Source organism: Candidatus Hydrogenedentota bacterium (assembly GCA_013359265.1).
Taxonomy (GTDB): Bacteria; Hydrogenedentota; Hydrogenedentia; order Hydrogenedentales; family SLHB01; genus JABWCD01.
In genome coordinates, this window is sequence record JABWCD010000009.1 from 26,174 (window position 1) to 47,736 (window position 21,563).

17 protein-coding genes are annotated in these 21,563 nt (G+C 60.3%); 6 read left to right on the forward strand and 11 right to left on the reverse strand.

Annotated features, from left to right (window positions below; all coding sequences use genetic code 11):
• Nucleotides 1-2: 2 nt before the first annotated feature.
• The 7 genes from HUU46_09915 to HUU46_09945 form a co-directional block, all read right to left on the reverse strand.
• Nucleotides 3-1,925 (reverse strand): fumarate reductase/succinate dehydrogenase flavoprotein subunit, encoded by a 1,923-nt coding sequence (locus tag HUU46_09915; GenBank protein ID NUM53946.1) that lies wholly within the window; start codon nucleotides 1,923-1,925, stop codon nucleotides 3-5.
• A 227-nt stretch (nucleotides 1,926-2,152) separates the two neighbouring features.
• Nucleotides 2,153-2,848: a succinate dehydrogenase cytochrome b subunit gene (locus HUU46_09920; protein ID NUM53947.1), complete on the reverse strand. Its 696-nt coding sequence runs from the start codon at nucleotides 2,846-2,848 to the stop codon at nucleotides 2,153-2,155.
• Nucleotides 2,849-3,147: 299 nt separating this feature from the next.
• Nucleotides 3,148-4,488 (reverse strand): hypothetical protein, encoded by a 1,341-nt coding sequence (locus HUU46_09925; GenBank protein ID NUM53948.1) that lies wholly within the window; start codon nucleotides 4,486-4,488, stop codon nucleotides 3,148-3,150.
• 103 nt (nucleotides 4,489-4,591) lie between these two features.
• A complete protein-coding gene (locus HUU46_09930; GenBank protein ID NUM53949.1) occupies nucleotides 4,592-4,915 on the reverse strand; it encodes a four helix bundle protein in 324 nt (107 codons plus the stop codon).
• A 97-nt stretch (nucleotides 4,916-5,012) separates the two neighbouring features.
• On the reverse strand, nucleotides 5,013-6,356 hold the full coding sequence (gene glmM / locus HUU46_09935; protein ID NUM53950.1) for a phosphoglucosamine mutase: 1,344 nt from the start codon (nucleotides 6,354-6,356) through the stop codon (nucleotides 5,013-5,015).
• A 127-nt stretch (nucleotides 6,357-6,483) separates the two neighbouring features.
• Nucleotides 6,484-7,326, reverse strand: coding sequence for a dihydropteroate synthase (gene folP / locus HUU46_09940; protein ID NUM53951.1), 843 nt, complete (start codon nucleotides 7,324-7,326; stop codon nucleotides 6,484-6,486).
• A gap of 166 nt (nucleotides 7,327-7,492) precedes the next feature.
• A complete protein-coding gene (locus HUU46_09945; GenBank protein NUM53952.1) occupies nucleotides 7,493-9,463 on the reverse strand; it encodes an ATP-dependent metallopeptidase FtsH/Yme1/Tma family protein in 1,971 nt (656 codons plus the stop codon).
• A 332-nt stretch (nucleotides 9,464-9,795) separates the two neighbouring features.
• On the opposite strand from HUU46_09945, the gene HUU46_09950 reads away from it, so the two are divergent.
• From HUU46_09950 to HUU46_09960, 3 genes are all read left to right on the forward strand, one after another.
• Nucleotides 9,796-10,866, forward strand: coding sequence for an RluA family pseudouridine synthase (locus HUU46_09950; protein ID NUM53953.1), 1,071 nt, complete (start codon nucleotides 9,796-9,798; stop codon nucleotides 10,864-10,866).
• 2 nt (nucleotides 10,867-10,868) lie between these two features.
• The gene (locus tag HUU46_09955) at nucleotides 10,869-11,243 is read left to right on the forward strand and encodes a four helix bundle protein (GenBank protein ID NUM53954.1); all 375 of its coding nucleotides are present in this window, start codon (nucleotides 10,869-10,871) and stop codon (nucleotides 11,241-11,243) included.
• A 172-nt stretch (nucleotides 11,244-11,415) separates the two neighbouring features.
• Nucleotides 11,416-13,104 (forward strand): hypothetical protein, encoded by a 1,689-nt coding sequence (locus HUU46_09960; protein ID NUM53955.1) that lies wholly within the window; start codon nucleotides 11,416-11,418, stop codon nucleotides 13,102-13,104.
• Nucleotides 13,105-13,129: 25 nt separating this feature from the next.
• Here HUU46_09960 and HUU46_09965 read toward each other — a convergent pair whose 3' ends face one another.
• The 4 genes from HUU46_09965 to HUU46_09980 form a co-directional block, all read right to left on the reverse strand.
• Nucleotides 13,130-14,227, reverse strand: a complete 1,098-nt coding sequence (locus tag HUU46_09965) for a hypothetical protein (GenBank protein ID NUM53956.1) — start codon at nucleotides 14,225-14,227, stop codon at nucleotides 13,130-13,132.
• A gap of 92 nt (nucleotides 14,228-14,319) precedes the next feature.
• Entirely contained in the window at nucleotides 14,320-15,279 is a 960-nt protein-coding gene (locus HUU46_09970; protein NUM53957.1) for a diguanylate cyclase, read from the reverse strand.
• Nucleotides 15,280-15,411: 132 nt separating this feature from the next.
• Entirely contained in the window at nucleotides 15,412-16,647 is a 1,236-nt protein-coding gene (locus HUU46_09975; protein ID NUM53958.1) for a DUF1501 domain-containing protein, read from the reverse strand.
• A gap of 32 nt (nucleotides 16,648-16,679) precedes the next feature.
• On the reverse strand, nucleotides 16,680-18,206 hold the full coding sequence (locus HUU46_09980; protein NUM53959.1) for a DUF1800 domain-containing protein: 1,527 nt from the start codon (nucleotides 18,204-18,206) through the stop codon (nucleotides 16,680-16,682).
• A gap of 393 nt (nucleotides 18,207-18,599) precedes the next feature.
• Between HUU46_09980 and HUU46_09985 the strand changes: the two genes are divergently transcribed.
• The 3 genes from HUU46_09985 to nrfD all read left to right on the forward strand — a co-directional run bounded on the left by HUU46_09985 (nucleotide 18,600) and on the right by nrfD (nucleotide 21,386).
• A complete protein-coding gene (locus HUU46_09985) occupies nucleotides 18,600-19,208 on the forward strand; it encodes a hypothetical protein (GenBank protein NUM53960.1) in 609 nt (202 codons plus the stop codon).
• Nucleotides 19,205-20,149: a 4Fe-4S dicluster domain-containing protein gene (locus HUU46_09990; GenBank protein NUM53961.1), complete on the forward strand. Its 945-nt coding sequence runs from the start codon at nucleotides 19,205-19,207 to the stop codon at nucleotides 20,147-20,149. The genes HUU46_09985 and HUU46_09990 overlap by 4 nt, the downstream gene beginning before the upstream one ends.
• Nucleotides 20,150-20,243: 94 nt before the next feature.
• On the forward strand, nucleotides 20,244-21,386 hold the full coding sequence (nrfD, locus tag HUU46_09995; GenBank protein NUM53962.1) for a polysulfide reductase NrfD: 1,143 nt from the start codon (nucleotides 20,244-20,246) through the stop codon (nucleotides 21,384-21,386).
• Nucleotides 21,387-21,563 lie beyond the last annotated feature (177 nt).

A 21,563-nucleotide genomic window follows, 5' to 3' on the forward strand; every position in this document is an offset into this window, starting at 1 on the left:
CTTCATTTGTAGCTTCTCGTCGCCAAGTGCACTTCTTTGAATTCCAGCGTTTCCTTATGCAGCGTGGGCGCACTGTCAACGCCGGTAAATTCCCACGCGCCCGCGTAGCAGAAATTCATATCGTCGCGTTTGGCTTCGCCGTCTTCGGTCTGGTGTTCTTCGCGGAAGTGGCCGCCGCAGGACTCTTCGCGGTGGAACGCGTCGCGCACCATGAGTTCGGCGAACTCGAGGAAATCGGCGACGCGACCGGCGCGTTCGAGGCACTGGTTGAAGTCTTCGCCATTGCCGACTACCGTGACATTCTTCCAGAATTCGTCGCGGATCGCGGGAATCATCTGTAGCGCCTCGTTCAGTCCCGCCTTATTGCGCGCCATGCCGCACTTGTCCCAGCAGAGCAGACCCAGTTCGCGGTGGAAACTGTCCACGGTGCGCTTTCCCTTGATCGAAAGCAGCGTGTCGATGCGCTTCTTCGCTTCCTCCTCCGCGGCCCTGAATTCGGCGTGGCTCGTGTCCACCTTTTCGAACTTGGTCGATGCGAGGTAGTGGCCAATGGTGTACGGAATGACGAAGTATCCGTCGGCAAGCCCCTGCATAAGCGCGCTCGCGCCGAGGCGGTTCGCGCCGTGGTCGGAGAAGTTCGCTTCGCCGAGTACGTGCAGTCCCGGCAGGTTGCTCATGAGATTGTAATCGACCCACAGTCCGCCCATGGTGTAGTGCACGGCGGGATAGATCATCATCGGGCGCTTGTAGGGGTCTTCATCGACAATGCGTTCGTACATCTGAAACAGGTTGCCGTACCGCGCTTCGATGAGGTCCTTGCCGAGGCGCTGAATCGCGTCGCGGAAATCGAGATAAACCGCCTGGCCCGAACCCACTCCCCTGCCCGCGTCGCACTGTTCTTTGGCGCTGCGCGACGAGATGTCGCGCGGCGCGAGATTGCCGAAGGACGGATATTTGCGTTCGAGATAATAGTCGCGCTCGTCTTCCGGAATCTGATCGGGCGGGCGCGTGTCTCCCTGTTTTTTCGGCACCCAGATGCGTCCATCGTTGCGCAGGCTTTCGCTCATCAGCGTGAGCTTGGACTGGTAGTCGCCGTGCACGGGGATGCACGTGGGATGAATCTGCGTGTAGCACGGGTTCGCGAAGTACGCGCCTTTCTTGTGCGCGCGCCACGCCGCGGTGACGTTGCACGCCTTCGCATTCGTCGAAAGATAGAAGACGTTGCCGTAGCCGCCCGTCGCGAGGATGACCGCGTCCGCGGCGTGCGACTCGATCTCGCCCGTGAGCAAGTTGCGGCAGACGATCCCGCGCGCCTTGCCATCGATCACGACGATGTCGAGCATCTCGCGGCGCGGATAGAGTTCGACGCCTTTCTTGGCGACTTCTTTCATCAGCGCGCTGTACGCGCCGAGGAGTAACTGCTGGCCCGTCTGGCCGCGCGCGTAGAACGTGCGGCTGACCTGCGCGCCGCCGAACGAGCGGTTATCCAGCAGTCCGCCGTACTCGCGCGCAAACGGCACGCCCTGCGCCACGCACTGGTCGATGATGTTGACGCTCAACTCCGCGAGCCGGTACACGTTCGCTTCGCGCGCGCGGAAGTCCCCGCCCTTCACGGTGTCGTAAAACAGGCGGTACACGCTGTCGCCGTCATTCTGATAATTTTTCGCAGCGTTGATGCCGCCCTGCGCGGCGATGCTGTGAGCCCTGCGCGGCGAATCCTGAATGCAGAACGTCTTGACCTTGTACCCCAACTCCGACAGCGACGCCGACGCCGACGCCCCGGCCAACCCCGTTCCCACGACGATGATCGTGTACTTGCGCTTGTTCGCCGGATTCACCAGCTTCATCTCGAACTTGTGCCGGGTCCACTTCTCGGCGATCGGCCCGGAGGGGATTCTGGAATTGAGGGTGTTCGTGGTGCTCATTTATTGCTCGGGTCTGTCGGGTCTGCCCGGTATGGAGTCATTTCCATTGCTCCAGTGCCTACTGTGCAACAACGGATTGAGATTGGAATTACCTCGATAGGGGTTACGGCGAGCAGCCCAGGGTTGACGCGTCGGAGTCGCTTCGACGAAGGCGCGGCTACCCTGGGTAAAGACCACCCCCACCCCGTATCTACCCTGAAAGGGTTGCGGCAGTCCCTCAACGCTTTTCATACCGCCGGCCCGCCGATGATGTTCCGCACGATTACGTAGATTGGAACGAGACTGAACCCGCACGCGACCACCGCGCCAATGACGAGGCTGGCTTGCCGGATCACGGGCGTGTAGCGGTCGTGATAGAAACCGATGGACTGAAACATGCTCTGGATTCCGTGGCTGAGGTGCATACCGACGCACCAGACCGCTGCAAGGTATATGACCACGCGCAAGGGGTTAAGGAACGAATTCCAAACCAATCCGTACAACTCGTATTCCTGCCCCTTCAACTCGACGGACGGGCCGGTCTTTCCGGCGATGGTGAAGTCGGAGAGATGCAAAAAAAGGAACAAGAAAAGGAGCGCGCCGGTGAGGATCATGAACTTTTTCGCGAAGTTGGTCTCGCCGCGCGTGGCCGCCACTGCGTAGCGGTTGGTGCCGCCGGATTTCCGGTTTTCGCGCGTGACGAGGATCGAGAACCGAATGTGGACGACCGCCGCGACGATCAGGACTGCACGGGCGATCCACAGCAACTCGGGCACGGCATGAAGCGTTTCCGAGTAGTGGTTGAACGCTTCGGGGCCAAAGAACAGGATAAAGTTGCCGGCCATGTGAACGATGATGAACCCGACGAGAATCAGGCCGGTAATCGCGACCAACTGCTTTTTGAAGACCGAACTGCGGAAGAACGGGGCCAGCTTCGTGATCATGCGGTGTCCACTTCGTCAACTGCGGTACGATACGCCACGCGTACCGACCGGAAAGTATAGCACCTGATTCGTGATGCGCAAAATTCGCGATTCTCCCCTGTCGCGTCGCGACTTAATCTAGCCCGCCGCAATAATCGTCGATTTTACACCGCCCCTGTCAATTAAACAGAGGTCGTTTCGCATGGTGTAGTTCCGTCCCGCTCGTCTTGCCGACCAATCATGGCCTAGTCCGCGACTGCGCCGCGCACACCGAGTGCAACACGTTGGGCCAATAGATAGGAGCGCCAACACGGTGGCGACTACGCCCGCGGTGTCATGCCGAGTAGGTCGCAGGACGATTGGTGCAGGATGCCGTAAGCGATATCGTGGATGTCGTTGAAGGAGTACTGGCCGAGTTGCACCTTGTCGGCAAGGACCTCGGCGAGGAGTTTGCGCGTGATGACGGCTTTGGCGTAGGTCCATTCGACAGTATAGGCGTCGCTGAAGAATCCGATCTGCTTGTTGACCGGCAACATATCGAGGCGCTCCTCCATGACCTGGCGGATGGCGCCGGGGAAGAAGTTGTGCCACCAGTAGCCGCACAACGAGAGGTTCGGCAGCTCGCGCGCGAGCGTGCAGAGCGACTGATTGGCGTGCCGGCTAGAAAGGAAGCACATGAATTTGAGTTTGGGATACCGCGCAACGATTTCGCCAAGCTGCCCGATGGCGCGCTGGCTCAGCCGCGACCCGGTCTCGTACGGCAACGATTCCGCGCCGAACGAGAATTGAAAAACAATCTCGTCGCCGTGCTTCTCGAGCTCCCCCAAAAACCGGTGCATGATGTAGCTCGAGTAAATGTCGCGTTCGCGATCGCCCGCATTCGCGCGCGCCTTCAATGCGGCCGACACCTGATCGGCGCTCGGCATTGCGTAGTCGATATCGGTCGAGACGTGTTGCGCCGTTGCCGTCACTTTGTCGTACGGAAGAAGTGCGCAGTAATGCGCGACCGCCGCATCGATATCCTCGACGGTCTTGATCGTCTTGTGCAGCGGCGGCGCGGACTTGCGATCGAACGTGACCGGCAGCGTCCATTGCGGCGCCGTAGCATTCCACGCACGCTCGAGTTCGTACAGCGGAATGTCGGGCTGGCCCCATTGCGTTCGCGCGAAGAACGACCATTCGATTGCGTATTGCAGCAGATCGTCCGCGGAACCGTCGCGCTGACGGAAGAGTTCGGTGCCGGTGCGCGCGATGTTCGCGCGGCGCAGGATCTCGCGTGACCAGACGGGGTTCGATGCGTGATGTTTAATGAGACGGTCAAGGTTACGCCAGTTGCTCGAATCGATCGGCGTGTGCCAGTTGTACAAGTCCGCGAGAATGATGCGGACGCCCCAGGACATGGCCGTGTTGCGCGCCTTCGCAAGATACGGGATCGCTTCCTCGACGCGCCGTGCCGCTTCCTCTTCCGTGCGATCCTCCGGAATCCGCGCCCCCGACGGACACCCCGCCGCATACAGGTCGCTGATGCACATGTGATACAGCAGGATGTCGTCGAGCCCGCGCGCGGAAAGGTGCGCCGCGTCAATGTGCGTGTGTGGATCCATCCACTGAAAAGAGTGCAGGATTTCCTCGATGGCGTGCGCAGTCATTTCGGGTTGCATGGAGGGAACTCCGGCATGGGAGGAGGAGTTAGGAAGTTAGGAAGCGAGGGAGTGAGGAAGTCAGGAAGCGAGAAAGAGAGGAAGCAGTTCATCGTGATGCGCATTACCTTGGTTTGGTGCTTAGTTTGGCCATGAGCGCGCGGAGCATACGGCTTATTTCAGCCAAAATCGCCAATAGCTCGGGCGCTTTCACGGCGTGTTGCGGGTAGAGATCCTGTGCGAGCAGAAGTAGGGTCTCGAGTTCTTTCGTGCTTCCCTGAGCGATGCGCAAGAACTGCGAGAATTCCTTTGCACCTTCCCTGCCCCAGCCTTCGGCAATATTGCACGGGATGGATACGGCAGCCCGGCGAATCTGCAACGAAATTCCGAATGCTTCGCTTTTGGGAAACGACTCTGTGACCTTGTAGCATTGCCTGGCCAGCGACATCGACTTTTGCCAAACGACCAACTCTTTGCACAAACTCGCCGCCAATCTCTTGCTCCCTGACTTCCTAACTCCCTAACTTCCTTTCTTCCCAACTCCCTCACAGCGCAGCGATTTTCTTCGCCAGTTGTTTCGCCAATCCTTCGGCCACTTTCGCTTTTTCGTGCTGCACCATGATGCGAATGACAGGTTCGGTACCCGAGGGGCGGATTACCACGCGGCCGGTGCCGACAAGTTCGTCTTCGGCGTCTTTGCGGACGGAGTCGATGACCTCTTCGCTGGGAACGGGTTTGCCGTTGAGCGGGACGGATTGGTTCGCTTCAGGCATGGGTTGGTAAACGGACGCGAGGCTGGCAAGCGGTTGATCGCGGCGGATCATCGTGGCGAGGATTTGAAGCGCCGCAATGAGGGCGTCGCCGGTGACGTTATGATCGAGCATGACCATGTGACCGGAGGCTTCCCCGCCAATCGTGAGGCCGCGTTCGCGCAATGCTTCAACCACAAAGCGGTCGCCGACTTTGGTCCACACGACGCTGCCGCCGTGCGTTTCGATTGCCTTCGCGAGACCGCCGTTCGCCATGATGTTCGTCGCTATTGCTTTTCCGGGCAGGGCCTCGCGTTCAAGCAGATCAACGCCAAGAATGGAGAGCAGCGCGTTGCCGTCGAGCATGCGGCCGTCGCCGTCCGCCATGACAATGCGATCGCCGTCGCCGTCGAACGCGATGCCGACGTCCGCGCGCTCGCGAATGACCGTTGCGCGCATTTCTTCGGGATGGACCGATCCGCAATTCTCGTTGATGTTGCGGCCGTTCGGATTGTTGTGAATCGGAATGACTTCCGCGCCCAGTTCGCTGAACGTATAGTGCCCGCACTTGTACGACGCGCCGTTGGCGGTATCGACAACAATCTTGAGGCCGTCCAGCCGCATGCCCTTCGGGAATGTCGCCTTGGCGAATTCGATGTAGCGCCCGACGGCGTCGTCGATGCGGCGCGCGGTCCCGATCTCGCCCGCGGTCGGACGCATGTTGTCGATCTCGCCGCTGATGACGAGCTTCTCGATCTCGTCCTCGACTTCGTCGGCAATCTTAAAGCCGTCGCGCGCGAAGAACTTGATTCCGTTGTATTGGAATGCGTTGTGCGATGCGCTGATCATGATTGCGCCGTCGCAGCGCAGGCTGCGCATGATGTACGACACGCCCGGCGTCGGCAACGGGCCGGTCAGGAGCACGTTCACTCCCATCGAACACAGCCCGGCGGTCAGCGCGTTCTCGACCATATAGCCGGAAATGCGCGTGTCCTTGCCGATGAGGATGGTGTGGCGGCGCGCTTCCTGCTGGTACAGGTATCCCGCCGCGCGGCCTACTTTCAATACGGTCTCAACGTTCACCGGCGCCATGTTCGCCACGCCGCGGATACCGTCGGTCCCAAACATACGGTCACTCATTGAAGGTCCCTCTCACGAGTCCCACTCTCGTTACCAAGCTTCAGTCCCATTCTCGTTACCAGGCTCCGCTTGGTAACGCGCTCCTGAAGAGCTCTGCTTTGACTCGCAATTGCCCGAAACGCAGCGGTCATTCACTATACGTCCCTCTAACAATAGCATCGGTCATCTTGGCGACGCGCGCCATCCGCTTCACGTCATGGACGCGTACCGCGTCCGCGCCGTGGGCGATGGCGATGGCCACCGTTGCCGCCGTCCCCTCCATGCGATCGTCGACGGCAACACCGAGTACCTCCCCAATTGTCGACTTATTGGACGTGCCGATCAAAATCGGCCTGCCGAACTTCTTGAATTCGGAAAGGCGGCGCAGGATCTCGAGGTTGTGCGCGGGGGTTTTTCCAAAGCCGAAGCCCGGGTCGAGCCAAATTGCCTCTTCGCGAATGCCCGTCTTCGTCGCGTAGCGGATTCGCTCGTCGAAGAACCGGCAAATGTCATCGACCACGTCGTTGTAGCGCGGGGCGCGCTGCATGGTGCGCGGCGTTCCGAGCATGTGCATCAGCACACACGTACACGCTGCTTCCGCGACAACCTCCGCCATGCCCGGATCGCCGCGCAGCGCCGTGATATCGTTCACCATGCCCGCGCCAAGGGAAAGCGCGCGGCGCGCGGTGTCAGCGTGATACGTGTCGATGGAAATGGGAATGCGCTCCGCCGCGATCTGCTCGATGACCGGGAGCACGCGGCCTTGTTCTTCGTTCGGGTCGAGCGGCTCCGCGCCTGGCCGGGACGACTCGCCGCCGACGTCGACGATGTGCGCACCCTCGGCGGCCATCTCGCGCGCGTGCGCCACTGCGGCTTCTGCGCTCGAATATTTCCCGCCGTCCGAAAACGAATCCGGCGTGACGTTCAACACCCCCATGATGAGCGTCTCGCGCGCGACAGACGGGGCCCCCATCCGAGTCACCTGCGCCATGCGCCTGCGAGTGCGGTCAAGCGCTGCCGCCCTGGCGGGCCCGATGCCAACGTGCCCGGAAAAGCGCCGCTACCGCGGCGCATTCCTGGGCGCTTTACACCGGCTAAAGCGGCAACGCCTCCAAAAGAACTTGGAGGCGCCGAGAAAACGGTCCGTTGCATCACGCTCACGCCGGGCCGGGGACCATATCGCCGGGGCCGAGGCCGCCGCCGACTTCGGGTTCGCGCGCGGCTTTCTTGTCGGGCGCGACTTCGATGCCTTTGGGCGGGGTGCCCGGAGGCGATTCTTTCTTCACCGGCAACAGATGACCGAGGCCGTGCTTGCGGAAGAGGTCGTCGATCTCCTCGGCGTCGAGCGTTTCGCGCTCGTAGAGTTCCTCGGAGAGCGCGACGAGGATGTTCTTGTGCTCGATGAGCATCTTCTTCGCATCGCCGTAGGCGTCTTCGAGGAGCTTGTGGATGGCTTTGTCGATGGCCGACGCAGTCTCCTCGCTGAAATCGCGCTCGCGCATGAAGTCACGGCCCAGGAACACCTCCGTATTCGACCCGAAGGAAATGGGGCCCATCTCGCTCATGCCCCACTGGCAGACCATGCGGTGCGCGAGTTCGGTCGCGCTCTTGAGGTCGCCCGCGGCGCCGCTGCTGAATTGGCCAAACATGACGTCTTCCGCGGCGCGCCCGCCCATCATCATGCGGAGCGCGGCGAGGCAGTATTCCTTCGAGTACGAGTAGCGGTCCTCGAGCGGGATCATGCTGGTGACGCCGAGCGCCGGCCCGCGCGGAATGATCGTCACCTTGTGCACGGGGTCCGCGTGCGGCAAGAGTCGGCCCACGATCACGTGACCCGCTTCGTGAAACGCAGTGTTCTTCTTTTCCTTCGCGCTCAAAACGAGCGAACGCCGCTCCGGTCCCATCAGCACGCGGTCCTTGGCGTCCTCGAAGTCCTGCGCGGTGACTTTGTCCTGGTTGCGGCGCGCGGCGAGCAGCGCGGCTTCGTTCACCATGTTCGCAAGGTCCGCGCCGGAGAAGCCGGAGGTGCCGCGCGCGAGGGTATTGACGGAAACGGTTTGGTCGCAGGGCACGCCGTTGTTGCGGATGTGGATGCCGAGGATCGCTTCGCGGCCCTTGATGTCGGGGTTTGCGACGACGATCTGCCGGTCGAAGCGGCCCGGGCGAAGCAGTGCGCGGTCGAGCACGTCCGGCCGGTTGGTCGCGGCCATGAGGATGACGCCCTCGCTCGTGTTAAAGCCGTCCATCTCGACGAGCAACTGATTCAAGGTTTGCTCGCGCTCGTCGTGGCCGCCGCCGAGGCCCGCGCCGCGCTGGCGGCCGACCGCGTCGATTTCGTCGATGAAGATGATGCACGGCGCGTGCTTCTGCCCCTGCTGGAACAGGTCGCGCACGCGGCTCGCGCCGACGCCGACGAACATCTCGACGAAATCCGAGCCGCTGATGCTGAAGAACGGAACGTGCGCTTCGCCCGCGACCGCGCGCGCAAGCAGCGTCTTCCCCGATCCCGGAGGGCCGACGAGCAGCACGCCCTTGGGAATCTTGCCGCCGAGCCGCGAGAACTTTTTCGGTTCCTTCAGGAACTCGATGATCTCCTGCAACTCTTCCTTCGCCTCGTCCACGCCGGCAACGTCGTCAAACGTGACGACCTTGTCGCTGTGGTTGACCAGACGCGCGCGGCTCTTGCCAAAGGACAGCGCCTTGTTGCTGCCGCCCTGCATCTGGCGGAACATGAAGAACCAGAACACGGCCACGATAAGAATGAGCGGCACGATATTGATCAGTATCGATACGAGAATGCCGGAGGACTCCTTGTCTACGTCGGCTGGAATGCCCTTCTCCATGGCCTTTTCGTAATATTCGTTCGCGTACTTTTCGAGCGAATTGAATGAAAAGCTTTTGCGACCGTCGACTTCCTGTATTAGCTCTCCTTTGACGGTGTAAATGCCCTTTTCGCCACCCATACTAATTTGGATGCGTTTCACATTGCCCTGCTCGAGTTGCGCAGTGAACTCTTCCGGGCCGAACTGTCCCTTGGGGGTCTGCCCTTTGTTGAGGGTCGTGAGGAGTAGGACCACGATAATGAGAAAAACGACCCAGAGGGACAACTGCTTGAAAATTCCATTCATAACTAAAGCAAATCCCTTATCTTACGCCGCACAGGCACAAGGCCGCAGCATAGCATTCGGTATCATAACACACGAGGATCGACCGAACAATCCCGCGCGAGGTTGTGGAGTGCTGTAAAGTCAGGTTATTCCGTACGCTGGAGCCAAATTTTGCGAGAATGGAATGTCAGACGTGCCGGAATGGAAGTGCGTCGTCTGCAACTGCGAAAACTGCTTATTCGCGCGGTATGCGCAACCCACTACCGGCTGGTCGATTACCGCACCGTCAACGGATAAGATGGACTCGGGGAATCAAATCGCAGTTGCAGCGCCGGCAGGAGCACCGACTATCCATGAAATCGTCCCGCACGCTTATCGTGAAGGAGCGCACCGCGTTACTGCGTTACCTTCAGTCGCAGTACCCGGAAACAAAGCGGACCGCGCTCAAGCAGTTGCTCAGACACAGGGCGGTGTTCGTGAATGGGAACCCCGTCACACGCCACGACCACGTGCTCGAACCCAAGGATAGGGTTGTCATCGAGCGCGGGGCGCCGGCGCCGGTCTGCAAGCCAAGCGCGACAATGCCGGAGATCGTGTTCGAAGATCGGCACATCATAGTCGTCAACAAACCGGAAGGGTTGCTGACGATCGCGACGGAAAAGGAAACGCACCGGACTGCGTACCGGCAGGTGATGGCATACGTGCAGGAGGACCGCCCGCACCGGGGCGAGCGCATTTTCATCGTTCACCGGCTCGACCGCGACACGTCGGGCCTGCTCGTATTTGCGCGCACGGAGGAGGCCAAGCGTGCGATGCAGCAGAACTGGGAGAGCGCGGAGAAGAAGTACTACGCCGTCGTGGAAGGCGTGCCCCGCGAAGCGTCCGGGACCATTCGCTCCCATCTTCGCGAGCATCCGAAGAGTTTGCGTATGCACAGCGCCCCGCCATCGGACGAAGCGAAGTTGGCGATTACAAAATATCTCCTGATCCGAAGCACGCGGCATTTCTCTCTGCTTGAAGTAAAGTTAGAGACGGGTCGCAAGAACCAAATACGCGCACACCTGTCCGAACACGGCAATCCAATCGTCGGCGACAAGAAATATGATGCGCACGGCAATCCTATAAAGCGGCTTGGATTGCATGCGTACTACCTGGCGTTTCCGCATCCGATCTCCGGCAAGCGGTTGGTGTTCAAGACGGCCATACCGGAGGAATTCGAGTCGCTGGTGAATGAGGAGCCGGGTATCGGGTATCGGGTTTCGGGTTTCGGGCACGCGAAGAAGGGGGAGCGCATCGGGAAGTCGCGTAGTCCTGTCGAAACTCTACAAGCGAAGACGTCGAGAATGGGGAATCGGAGGAGATCGGGTATCGGGTTTCGGGTTTCGGGTTTCGGGAACGCGAAGAAAAGAAGGAAGGAGCGATGAGAATGCCAAAGGCGATCTCAACGTATCGAGAACTCGATGTTTGGAAGAAGTCTGTCGACCTGGTAGTCGAGGTTTATCGTTTGTCCAAACGCATGCCGCCGAGCGAACGATTCGGGCTCATACCCCAAATACAGCGGGCCGCTGCTTCAATACCTGCGAATATCGCTGAAGGTTACGGGCGTTCCCATCGAGGTGACTATTTGCGCCATCTTTCGATTGCGAAAGGCTCTCTTGCAGAACTCGAAACGCACTTGATTGTCTCGGGAAGACTCGAATACATATCGCGCGGCGAGGCGAAGAAAACCTGGGCGCTCGCGCAGGATGTTGGAAAGATGTTGACAAAATTGATCTCGTCCCTGCAAGGACATGCACGTTGAGCCTGGGGCCTCGCCAATGGCCTGAATTCCCGATACCCGATACCCGATACCCGAAACCCGACACCCGATACCCGAAACCCGATACCCGACACCCGATACCCGACACCCGAAACCCGACACCCGACACCCGATACCCGACACCCGACACCCGACACCCGAACGGAGCATGGCAATGAGCCGACACCTTTTCATCGCTCTCGGAATTGCGCTAACCACCCACGCCCAAGTCGATCGCTTCTACGGCGAACCCGTCGAACTCAAGTCGAACTTTATCTATTTCACGAGCTGGCAGTACGTTCGCCAAGGCAGCTTCGGCTGGAAAGTGGACGTCGCCCCCGACGCAACCGAAGCGGAAAAGAACGTCGGCGCGTGGCTCGAGGGCGACGGAACGCGGCCCGCGAAGTTCGAGACGATTGACATGCCGCGCGGCATCAAACTCGTTGCGCAACCCGCGGAGAAGGCGCCGTTCCAACCGGGCCAGATCGCGGCGCAGGTGTTCGACGACGGCAAGTACAGATCGTGGTACACCGTCGGTGCAACGCCGGATCCCGAGCCGTTCAGCAGCAAGGACAAGATACTTCCCGGATACAACAGCCACATCGCCTACGCGGAGTCGGCAGATGCCGTCACGTGGACCATCCCGAAGCTCGGCCTTATCGAATACGCGGGCAACAAGGACAACAACATCGTTTTTCGCGGCGACCTGAATGGCTCCGTACGCGGATTTCACGGCGGCACGGTATTCGTCGATCCCTCCTCGACCGACGAACGTTACAAGATGTTCTATCTCGGCATCATCACCGACGACGAGTGGAACGCGTTTGCCGCCAAGTATCCGGATGAAGTCGATACGATGGCGCGGCGCACGGACGTCGGCGGCTATCGTTGTGTCGTGGCCGTGTTCGGCGCGGTGTCTCCCGACGGACTGCATTGGACGTCGCTGCCCGAACCGCTCATGATTCAGCACGCCGATACGCAGAACGTTTGTTATTACGATCCCAATCGTAAGGAATATGTCGCGATCGTCCGTGGCTGGCAGGCGACGCAAAAGGCGCCGGGGTTTGAAAAGGAGAATATCGACAGTTGGATCGGTGTGGGCCGCCGCTCCATCGCGCGCGCGACGAGCAAGGACTTTCGGCATTTCAGCAAACCGGAGATTATCGTGACCACGGGAGCGGACATGGCGCCAAGCCATCTCTACTACACCAATTGCGCAACGACGCTGCCTGGCATCTCCGATAACTACGTGATGTTCCCGTGGATTTGGGAACTCGAAAGCGACGGCGGCGCAACGTGGCTCTTGTCGAGTCCCGACGGCAACGTCTGGTCACGCGTGCCCGGCGGACCGGTGGTGGGCTTGGGCGCGGTGGGCGCGCCGGACGGCGGCTACGTCGTGTGCAGCGGCAACCTCCTCGATTATGCGGGCGACAAGTGGGGCATCACGTACGGCGGCAATCCGATCCCGCATAAATACCCCGGCCGCGCATTCGACAAACGCAAGGGACTGTTTCCCGGCGTTCAGGGCGTCGGCGGAATCGCGACCTGGCCCAAGGGCCGGCTGGTCGCACTGCAGTGCGACGAAGAAGGCGAGTTCGCAACAGTCGCGGTGATTCCTCGCGGCGATCGCATTCGACTCAACGCGTCGGTCAAACCCAGCGGGTATATCAAAACACAGGTGCGCGCATTTCCCGGCGGCGTGATCGAGGGGCGCACCTTTGACACTGCCGACCGCATCATCGGTGACAGCCTCCAACTGCCGGTTACGTGGAACGGGGACGACAAACTAAACCACGGAGGGAAGCCGGTGATTTTTTCGTTCAAACTGCGACAAGCAAAATTGTTTGGCGTCGAATTCTATTAAGCTGCTTGCACGCTGAAGGCGGGGTTCAGTTCCGCTCCCCTTCCTCTTTGCGCTTCCGTTCTTCTTCGGCGTACTCCCGCTCGAATTGCTCCTCGCATGCCTTGCAGTATTCGCTGGTCATGATGTGGGTGACCCAGCCCGTGCCGATGAGTTCTTCGTAGGTCGAGTTGTCGGGAAGAATCGTGTCGCGCAAGAGGCGGTAGCATTCACGCGGGGTGTAGTGTTCGCACACGTCGAGGGCGACACCGAGCATCGCCATTTGACCAAGCAGGCCCTTGAGTTGGGCTTCGACTTGATCGTCATCGAGGTCTTCCGGCATGGGCAACTTACCGGCATCGCCAAGCAACTCGATAATCGGTTTTTCTTCGGCGTGCTCGATACAGTAGTCGATAAGTTCGGTCTCGTACATATCCTGGTCGTATTTGCCTTCGTCATGTAGCGCGCGATCAATGGCGGCGGCTTCATCGCCGAACTGCCGTTCCAGCGGGTCGTCTTCACCGGTATCTCGCTCGGGGGAGTGTGGTGTCCAGTGTTCGACACGTGCAGTGTCCCCTTCCACGTTGATCACGGTGAAACTCGGCCCGGCGGGTTTCGGCGATGTATCCAACTCCGGCGGGAGGGCGAGGTTCGGAATCACGGCCCATTCGCCCTCGTCGTCGTCGTCACCCTTGCGGGGCTCGCGGATGCATTCCTCGACGATTACACCGCCCAACTCGATAACGACGCGCCCGTTCTGGCTGAACCATTCGAGATAAAGGCGGCGTTTCCACGTTGTGGGCGGTGGCTCGCCCAGTTTCGATCGGCGGAGGAATTCGTCGACCGAACACTCGAAGGTGCGCACCCAACCTTCCGCGGTCATCGTGCCCGTGGGGCCGACTTGCCTATCCTGGAATCCCTTATGCTCGTCCCAGCGAAAAGCCGGTCCGTCCGAGTCGGGATTCTCGGGCATGAACCGGACATGCTTGCCGCGAAGGTCGGGGTCGCAGTCGCCGGTAAGATTGAGTATCACGGTGACGGGTTCGGCGTCCGTCTCGCCTCGCAACACGATGTGCCCGTGCGTCGAATAACGCGTGGCGTTACGCAATTCGCCGTATAGCAGGTAATCTCCCAATCGATATGCCATGGTTGAACGAACTCCACGCCGCGCCGGTCGCGGTAGTGTGCCGCAAGGAAAATAGCGTTTACAACGATGGCGGTGGGAGGCGGTCACGCAACCTAAACGGACGCGGGTATGGTATGGGGGGATTGGTGCGGGGCGTCGTCGTTCGCGCCCGCGGTGACGATGCAATTGCGCCCGGCGTGTTTCGCTTGGTAGAGCAGCTCGTCGGCGCGCCTGAGAACCACATCCACCGACGCGGCAACACCGGGGGCGATCCAGACTCCGCCGACGCTCACGGTCACGTCGATCGACTTGTCGTCACACGCGAACGGGGCATGCGCGATCGCCTTGCGTACGCGTTCGCCCACTGCCTCGATTTCGGTCCGTTGCGGTCCCGGCGCGATAACGACGAACTCTTCGCCGCCGTACCGGCCGGTGGCGTCGTAAGTCCTGCACTGTTCCTTCAGCCGGCGCGCGACTTCGATCAAGACGGCGTCGCCGGCGGCGTGGCCGTAGGTGTCATTAATCCGCTTGAAATGGTCGACGTCGAGCAGAAATACGGCCAGGGGCGCATTGGTCCGCGCGGAGCGGGAGAGCTCTTCTTCGAGCCGATGCACGATGGCGCTGCGGTTTGAAACCTGTGTCAGGAAATCTGTCTGTGAGAGTCGCCGCAGCGCGGCGTTCGCCAGTTCCAGTTCCTCGTGAAGCCGCACGATGCGTTCTCCCGCGCCGATTCGCGAGCGCAACTCGTCCGCGTTGTACGGTTTGATTAGGTAGTCGTCCGCGCCGGCGTCGAGCGCGGTCACAATGTCGCCGGTCTCGCCTTTCGCGGTCAACAACAGCAGGTAGGTGAACGGCGCGCCATCGCGTGCCCGTACGCGTTTGCAGACTTCGACTCCGTCGATGGCGGGCATCATCCAGTCTAACAACGCAAGCCGGGGCGCGTCTTCGCGTTGAAGGCACTCCCACGCTTCCGCGCCATCCTTGGCTACGACGACGTCGTGGCCCCATTTCCGAAGATACGCTTCGAGGATACGACGCGATACCGCGTCATCCTCGGCGATGAGGATTCTCAAGCCGTGTTCTCCGTGACGGTCCGGGGTCCAATCCGGCCGACGGGGCGATACTAGAATTTCCGGGACAGCTTTTCAATAGAAATTGACACCGCCGCCGGCACGTTCGGGGCGGTCCGGCGGCGGTGGGCCGCACTACGCGATGAGTGGAATCCGGCTGAATTCCTTCTTCAGGATTTTCTCCGGGGCAACTTCGAACCAATCTTTAAGTACAGAGGAGTAGACGCTGCGGAAGTCGACGCCGTACTTCAGGTCGCCGTCATCGAGATCCGTCAAGTTGGGCGCGCTGCCATAGATGCCCGCCTTGACGTTCTTGCCCACAACGAACATTGGCGCGGCGGTGCCGTGGTCCGTGCCCCCGCTGGCGTTCTGCTCGACTCGGCGTCCGAATTCGGAGAACACCATCGTCACGACGCGGTCGGCGTGACCATCCGCTTCGAGGGTTTGCTGGAAGCGCCCGAGGGACTGCGCGAACCGTTCGAGCAACGAATCGTGCGTGCCCGCCTGGTTGGCGTGCGTATCGAACCCGCTCGTGCTGACGTAGTAGATGCGCGTCTGCAAATCGCCGCGGATGAGGGCCGCGACGGTTTGCAGCGGGTCTTTCGCGCCGGGGCGCTGGCCGGTGTTGGCCGCGCCCGCGCGTTGCGCGGCTTCTTTCACTTCATAGGAACTCATGATCGCGTTCGACGTTGTGTGGCGCAGGAACTCCAAGGTGTCATTCTTGCTGCTGCCTTCGGCGTTGATCTTCTCGAAGCGTTCGGCGGTGTCCGTCGCCTTGCCGGGTTTCCAACCGAAGGCTGCCGGGTCCTCGAACGCGACGCCGATCCCCTTCTCGCCGTCAAAGGCTTGCGGCCGCTCCTTTCCCAGCGCGACACCGGCCTGCGGGCGCGCGGAACCGGAGCAGCAGTTGTCGAAGTAGCGTCCGATCCAACCGCGGGACAGGAATTCGTCCGAGTCGCTAGCGGTATGCCAGATTTCCATCGAACGAAAATGCGAGCGGTCCGGGTTCGGATAGCCCACGCCTTGAACGATCGCGACTTGGCCGTTGTCGTACAGCTTCATGAGGTCGGCGAGCTTGTCGTTTGCGGCAAGATCGTCATTGATGCGAATGAGCCTATCCTTCTTTAGTCCAATCGTGGGCCGCGCGCGGTAGTAGGAGTCGTCCGAGCACGGCACAAGCGTGTTCAATCCGTCGTTTCCGCCGCCCAACTGCACGACGACGAGTATGCGGCCGTCCTTGAATCCCGCGATTGGCGCGGCATCGCCTGAAACGCTCTCGGCCGTGTGCGCCAGAAACGCGGGCGCGAGCCCAATCGAGCTGAACATGGCCGCACCCTTCAGGAAACCGCGGCGTGAGATGATGACGTTCATTGGCGTTTACCTCGTATCGGTGCCGGGATTCGTTAACACAGTTGGTATTCCGCCGTGCTCAGCAGCAGGTGCATCGCGGCGAACAAATTCTTCGGGTTTACGTTTTTGCGGTTCATGGACTGGTCGGGGCCCAGCGCGGGCTCGAGCGCGGCAAGCAACTCGGCGCGCTGCGCGTCCGTGAGCGGCACGCACAGGAAGTGTTCCGCGAGCTTGGTCACGCACTCGTTCGGCGTGTTGAAACCGAGCGAAAGCAAGAACTCGCGCGCGTCCCAGCGTTCCGGCATGTCGTCCGTTTTCGGGGACATCATCGTGTCCTGCATCGCCGGTTCCATCGACTCGCCGCCGGGCTTCTTTGCCGTCGTTTCCATGCGCGCGTCCTTTACGACGTTCGCGGCAAGGAGTCCCTGCGGAAGGTTGTAACGGGTCAGCATTGCATTCGCATTGACCCACGCGAGATTGCCGTCCCATCCCTTCACGTTGGGCGGGAAAAACAGGTCTTGGCCGAGCGATTGGCATGCGCGCGCCATGGCGACATAGGGCGGGTTCTCGTAACGCATGTCGAAGGCGAGTTGCACGACGAACTGGGCCGGGCTCTTCACTTGCCGGGCGACCGCCTTATCGCCGTAGAATGCGCGCGACGCGAACATCTGCCGAAGCATCGGGCGCAGTTCGTAGTTGTTTTCGCGCAGCGTCTGCGCAAGACCTTCCACAATCTCCTTCTCGGGATCGTCGTACGCGAAATATTTCCACAGTTTCGCCGCGATGAATCTCGATGCGGCGGGCTGCTCGAAGATAATGTTGATGACGTCCCAGCCGTCGAAATTGCCAGTCTTCCCCATGAACGTCTTCGGACCGCCGTCGTGGTAATCAAACCGGTATGCAAACTTCTGATGGTCCGCCGTCCAACCCGTAAACGCGCGGGCGGATTCCTTAATGTCGTCTTCGGTGTATTGCCCCTGCCCGAGCGTGAAAAGTTCCATCAGTTCGCGCGCCCAGTTCTCGTTTGGGTGCTTCTTTGTGCTGCGGTTGTTGTCCAGGTAACGAAGCATCGACGGCGACTGGCCGACGTCTATCGTCAACTGCTTGAAATTTCCCGCCGCATTCCTGCGAAACACGTCGTTAAGCTGGTGCGTATGCCAGGAGGACTTGACTTTCTGCGCGGATGTGGCGAAGTGTCCGTGCCAGAACAGCGTCAGTTTTTCTTCGAGCGGACGCTCTGTGGTGTGCATCCGTTCGAGCCACCACCCCTTCAACTTCTGGATTGCGGCGCGCTCTTCCTGTTGGTACTCGTTGGCCTTGGCGCGCCGCTCCTCGACGCTGAGGCCTTCCATCTCGCGTCTGACCTCTTCCGGGCTGCGCACTGCGACCACGAATTCGGGTGCGCCGGCGTCCGTGGGCTGGGCAGTGAAATCGACGAGGAATGAAACCGCCTCTTCGGGCGTCATCGCGGCAATCTTAGTGAGCCGCTCGGACGGACCGCCGAAACCAGCCCGGTTGAGCAGGTGCCTCGCATTGGCGGCGCTCCACGAGTCGATCGGCTTCAATAATGGCGTGGCCATTCTTCACCACTCCTTTTGTCGTCACGCTGGACCTTGCTCTTCCGAACGGGCCTCATTCTAACCCGCTTCAGCGCATCATAAAACCCCTGGGGCGGGGTATGGTTCCGAATTGGCCGCGATTTTATAGACGCGGGGACCACTGTCGGCGACGTTCGACGAGCAAGGCTCGAAACAGTTGCGTACTGAACAGATGTGTCATCCCTACACATTTTCCGGGCGGCCGGTCATGAATTCGGCTCCTGCGTAACCCATTGTACGGCATTGAGATTACGTTATTTATAAATATTGCACAAGAATACATCTTTCGGCACGAATTGTGCGTCTGCGATCTCCGAGGGTAAGTACTGTTCCGCCTCTATCGACTAACCGAATATCGGTGGGGTACCTGCAGGGATGATCGAGTCGCGCTTGAGCCAATTGCTGACGCTGGGTCTCGGAATCTCCATTGTTCTGTCTTCGTGCAGCCCCTACGCCGAACCGGTCGATGCGGCGTCGCTGTATGTACGCGAGGTCGAGGGCGCGGTTTTTGACACGACTCCGATTCGGGGCGAATTTGTGCCGCTACACTACAAGAAGGCGGGGTTTACCTACCGGTGTACAGAATGCCATTTCAGCATTCAGCCGCCGCCCCGGCAAAACCCGCTCCAGTCCGAGCACGCGAACATCACGTTGGACCACGGCCTGAACACAAACTGCCTGAGTTGCCATCACCCGCGAAACCGTGACGTTTACGTGGACCACGACGGCAATGAAATCCCCGCCGACCAGCCGGCGCGGCTGTGTTCGAAATGCCATGGTCCGACGTACCGCGATTGGGAAGCCGGGATTCATGGGCGCCAGAATGGGCATTGGGACACGTCGAAGGGTGGACGCTCCAAACTGTTCTGCGTGCAGTGCCACGATCCGCACAGTCCGAAGTTCAAGACCATGACGCCGCTGCCGCCGCCGAAGCGGTCGCGGTTCTCAAATGGCCGAGATTCCGGCCCGGATTCTGCGCCATGAACGCGCCGCGCGGAACCCAGGGCGGCGCCTTGGACCCGACACTTCAACGCCGCAGCTTTCTGAAGGCGGGCGTAGGGACGATGGCGGCCCTTGCGTCGTTGGCAGGCATCAGCGCGCCGTTGCGGTCGGTAAACAGTGGTGTCAGCCTGGACGCATTCCTTCAGCAACACTACAAGCGCTTGACGCCCGACCTGCTCGATCAAATCCTTCGCCGCATCGAGAACGAGGTCGCGCGCGACTATGGCGCGAAAGTGACGGTGCGCGACATTCGGCCGATGGACGGCGTCGAATTCGGCTATGCGCTGAACCTCTCCCGCTGCAACGGCAACCGGAAATGCGTCGAGGCGTGCGTACAGGAGAACAACCAGACGCGCGATCCGCAGATGCAGTACATCCGTGTGCTCGAGATGCCGGCGGGATCGCTCGACGTCGAGAAGTCCGATCTCTACTACGACCACGAGCAGGTGCCGGCAAAAGGCAAGTATTACCTGCCGGTGCAGTGCCAACAGTGCCAAAACCCGCCGTGCACGAAGGTGTGCCCGGTCGAGGCGACCTGGACCGAACCGGACGGCATTACGGTCATCGATTACAACTGGTGCATCGGCTGCCGGTACTGCATGGCGGCTTGCCCGTACGAGGCGCGCCGGTTCAACTGGAAGCAGGCAGAGATTCCGCCGGAAGAAATCAACCCGAACATGGGCTACCTCAGCAACCGTATCCGGCCGATGGGGGTAGTCGAGAAATGCACGTACTGCCTGCACCGCACGCGCGAAGGCCAGTATCCCGCGTGCATGGAGGTGTGTCCGACGGGCGCGCGTGTGTTCGGAAATATGCTCGATCCGGACAGCGAGATCAATTACATCCTGAAGAACAAACGCGTGTACATCCTGAAAGAAGACGCGGGCACGGCCCCTCGCTTCTTCTATTACTTTGACGTATGAGGGCGCGGCGGTGAAACTGCTTCGAGACTACATCCTATTCCTCGCGCGCGCCTTCGTGCTGAGCTTTAGCGGCTCACGGAAGTTCTATCTGTGGATGGCCGTGCTGACCGTGCTCACGGTCATCGGCGGGAACGCGTATTCGCGGCAGCTCGTGCAGGGTCTCGCCGTGACCGGCATGACCGACCAGGTATCGTGGGGCGCGTACATCGCGAACTTCACGTACCTCGTAGGCGTTGCCGCGGCGGCGGTGATGCTCGTAATTCCGGCGTACATTTACCGCAACAAGGACATGCACGACGTGGTGCTGTTCGGCGAACTGCTTGCGATCGCCGCGATTGTCATGGCGCTGTTGTTTGTTGTGGTCGACCTCGGCCGGCCGGACCGGTTCTGGCACCTCATCCCGGTCATCGGCAAATTCAATTTTCCCGGCTCGATGTTGTCGTGGGACGTGATCGTGTTGAACGGGTACCTGCTGCTCAATCTGCACATTTGCGGCTACCTGTTGTTTATGAAGTACATGGATCGAAAACCGACAATTCTGTTCTACATGCCGTTCGTGCTGGTGGCGATCGCGTGGGCGGTCAGCATTCACACCGTAACGGCGTTCCTGTACGTCGGCCTGGTCGGACGGCCGTTCTGGAATTCGGCAATTGTTGCGCCGCGATTTCTCGGTTCCGCGTTCACGGCGGGCCCGGGGATTCTCATCATCGTGTTCCAGATCATCCGCCGCATGTCCACGTATCAGATTTCGGACCGTGCGCTGCACATTTTGCGCAACATCGTTACCGTTTCTCTGCTGGTGAACCTGTTTCTCCTCGGGTGCGAGGCGTTCAAGGAGTTCTATTCCGAGTCCGTGCACAGCAGTTCCGCGAAGTACCTCTTCTTTGGGTTGCACGGCCACGACGCGTTGGTGCCGTGGATGTGGGGTGCGATGGCGATGGAATTCGCCGCCGCCACAATCCTAATCATCCCGCCGCTTGCGCAGCGCATCTCGCTGCTCAACGCCGCGTGCGTGCTCGCCATCGTCGGCATCTGGATCGAGAAAGGCATGGGCCTCATCGTGCCCGGCTTCGTGCCGACGCCTCTCGGCAATATCGTCGAATATGTCCCCTCGCTTAACGAGGCGTTGGTATGCGTGGGGATTTGGTCGTTCGGTCTACTGATCTTTTCGTGGATGCTCCACGTTTCAATTCCCATCATGTCCGGCGAATTCCGCCACCAGTCGAAAGAGGTATGACGCCATGACACGCGCACAGCTATTGGCCCAGGACGAATACGGCGGGTCCCCGCTATCGAGAAGGAGGAGTTCCATGTGGGTTCACAAGACGATGGCGATCATCGCGGCGATCGCGATGTTCGCCGCCATACTTGGATTGCTGGCGCTGCCCGCGTCCGCGCAGGAAGCGTCGACGGC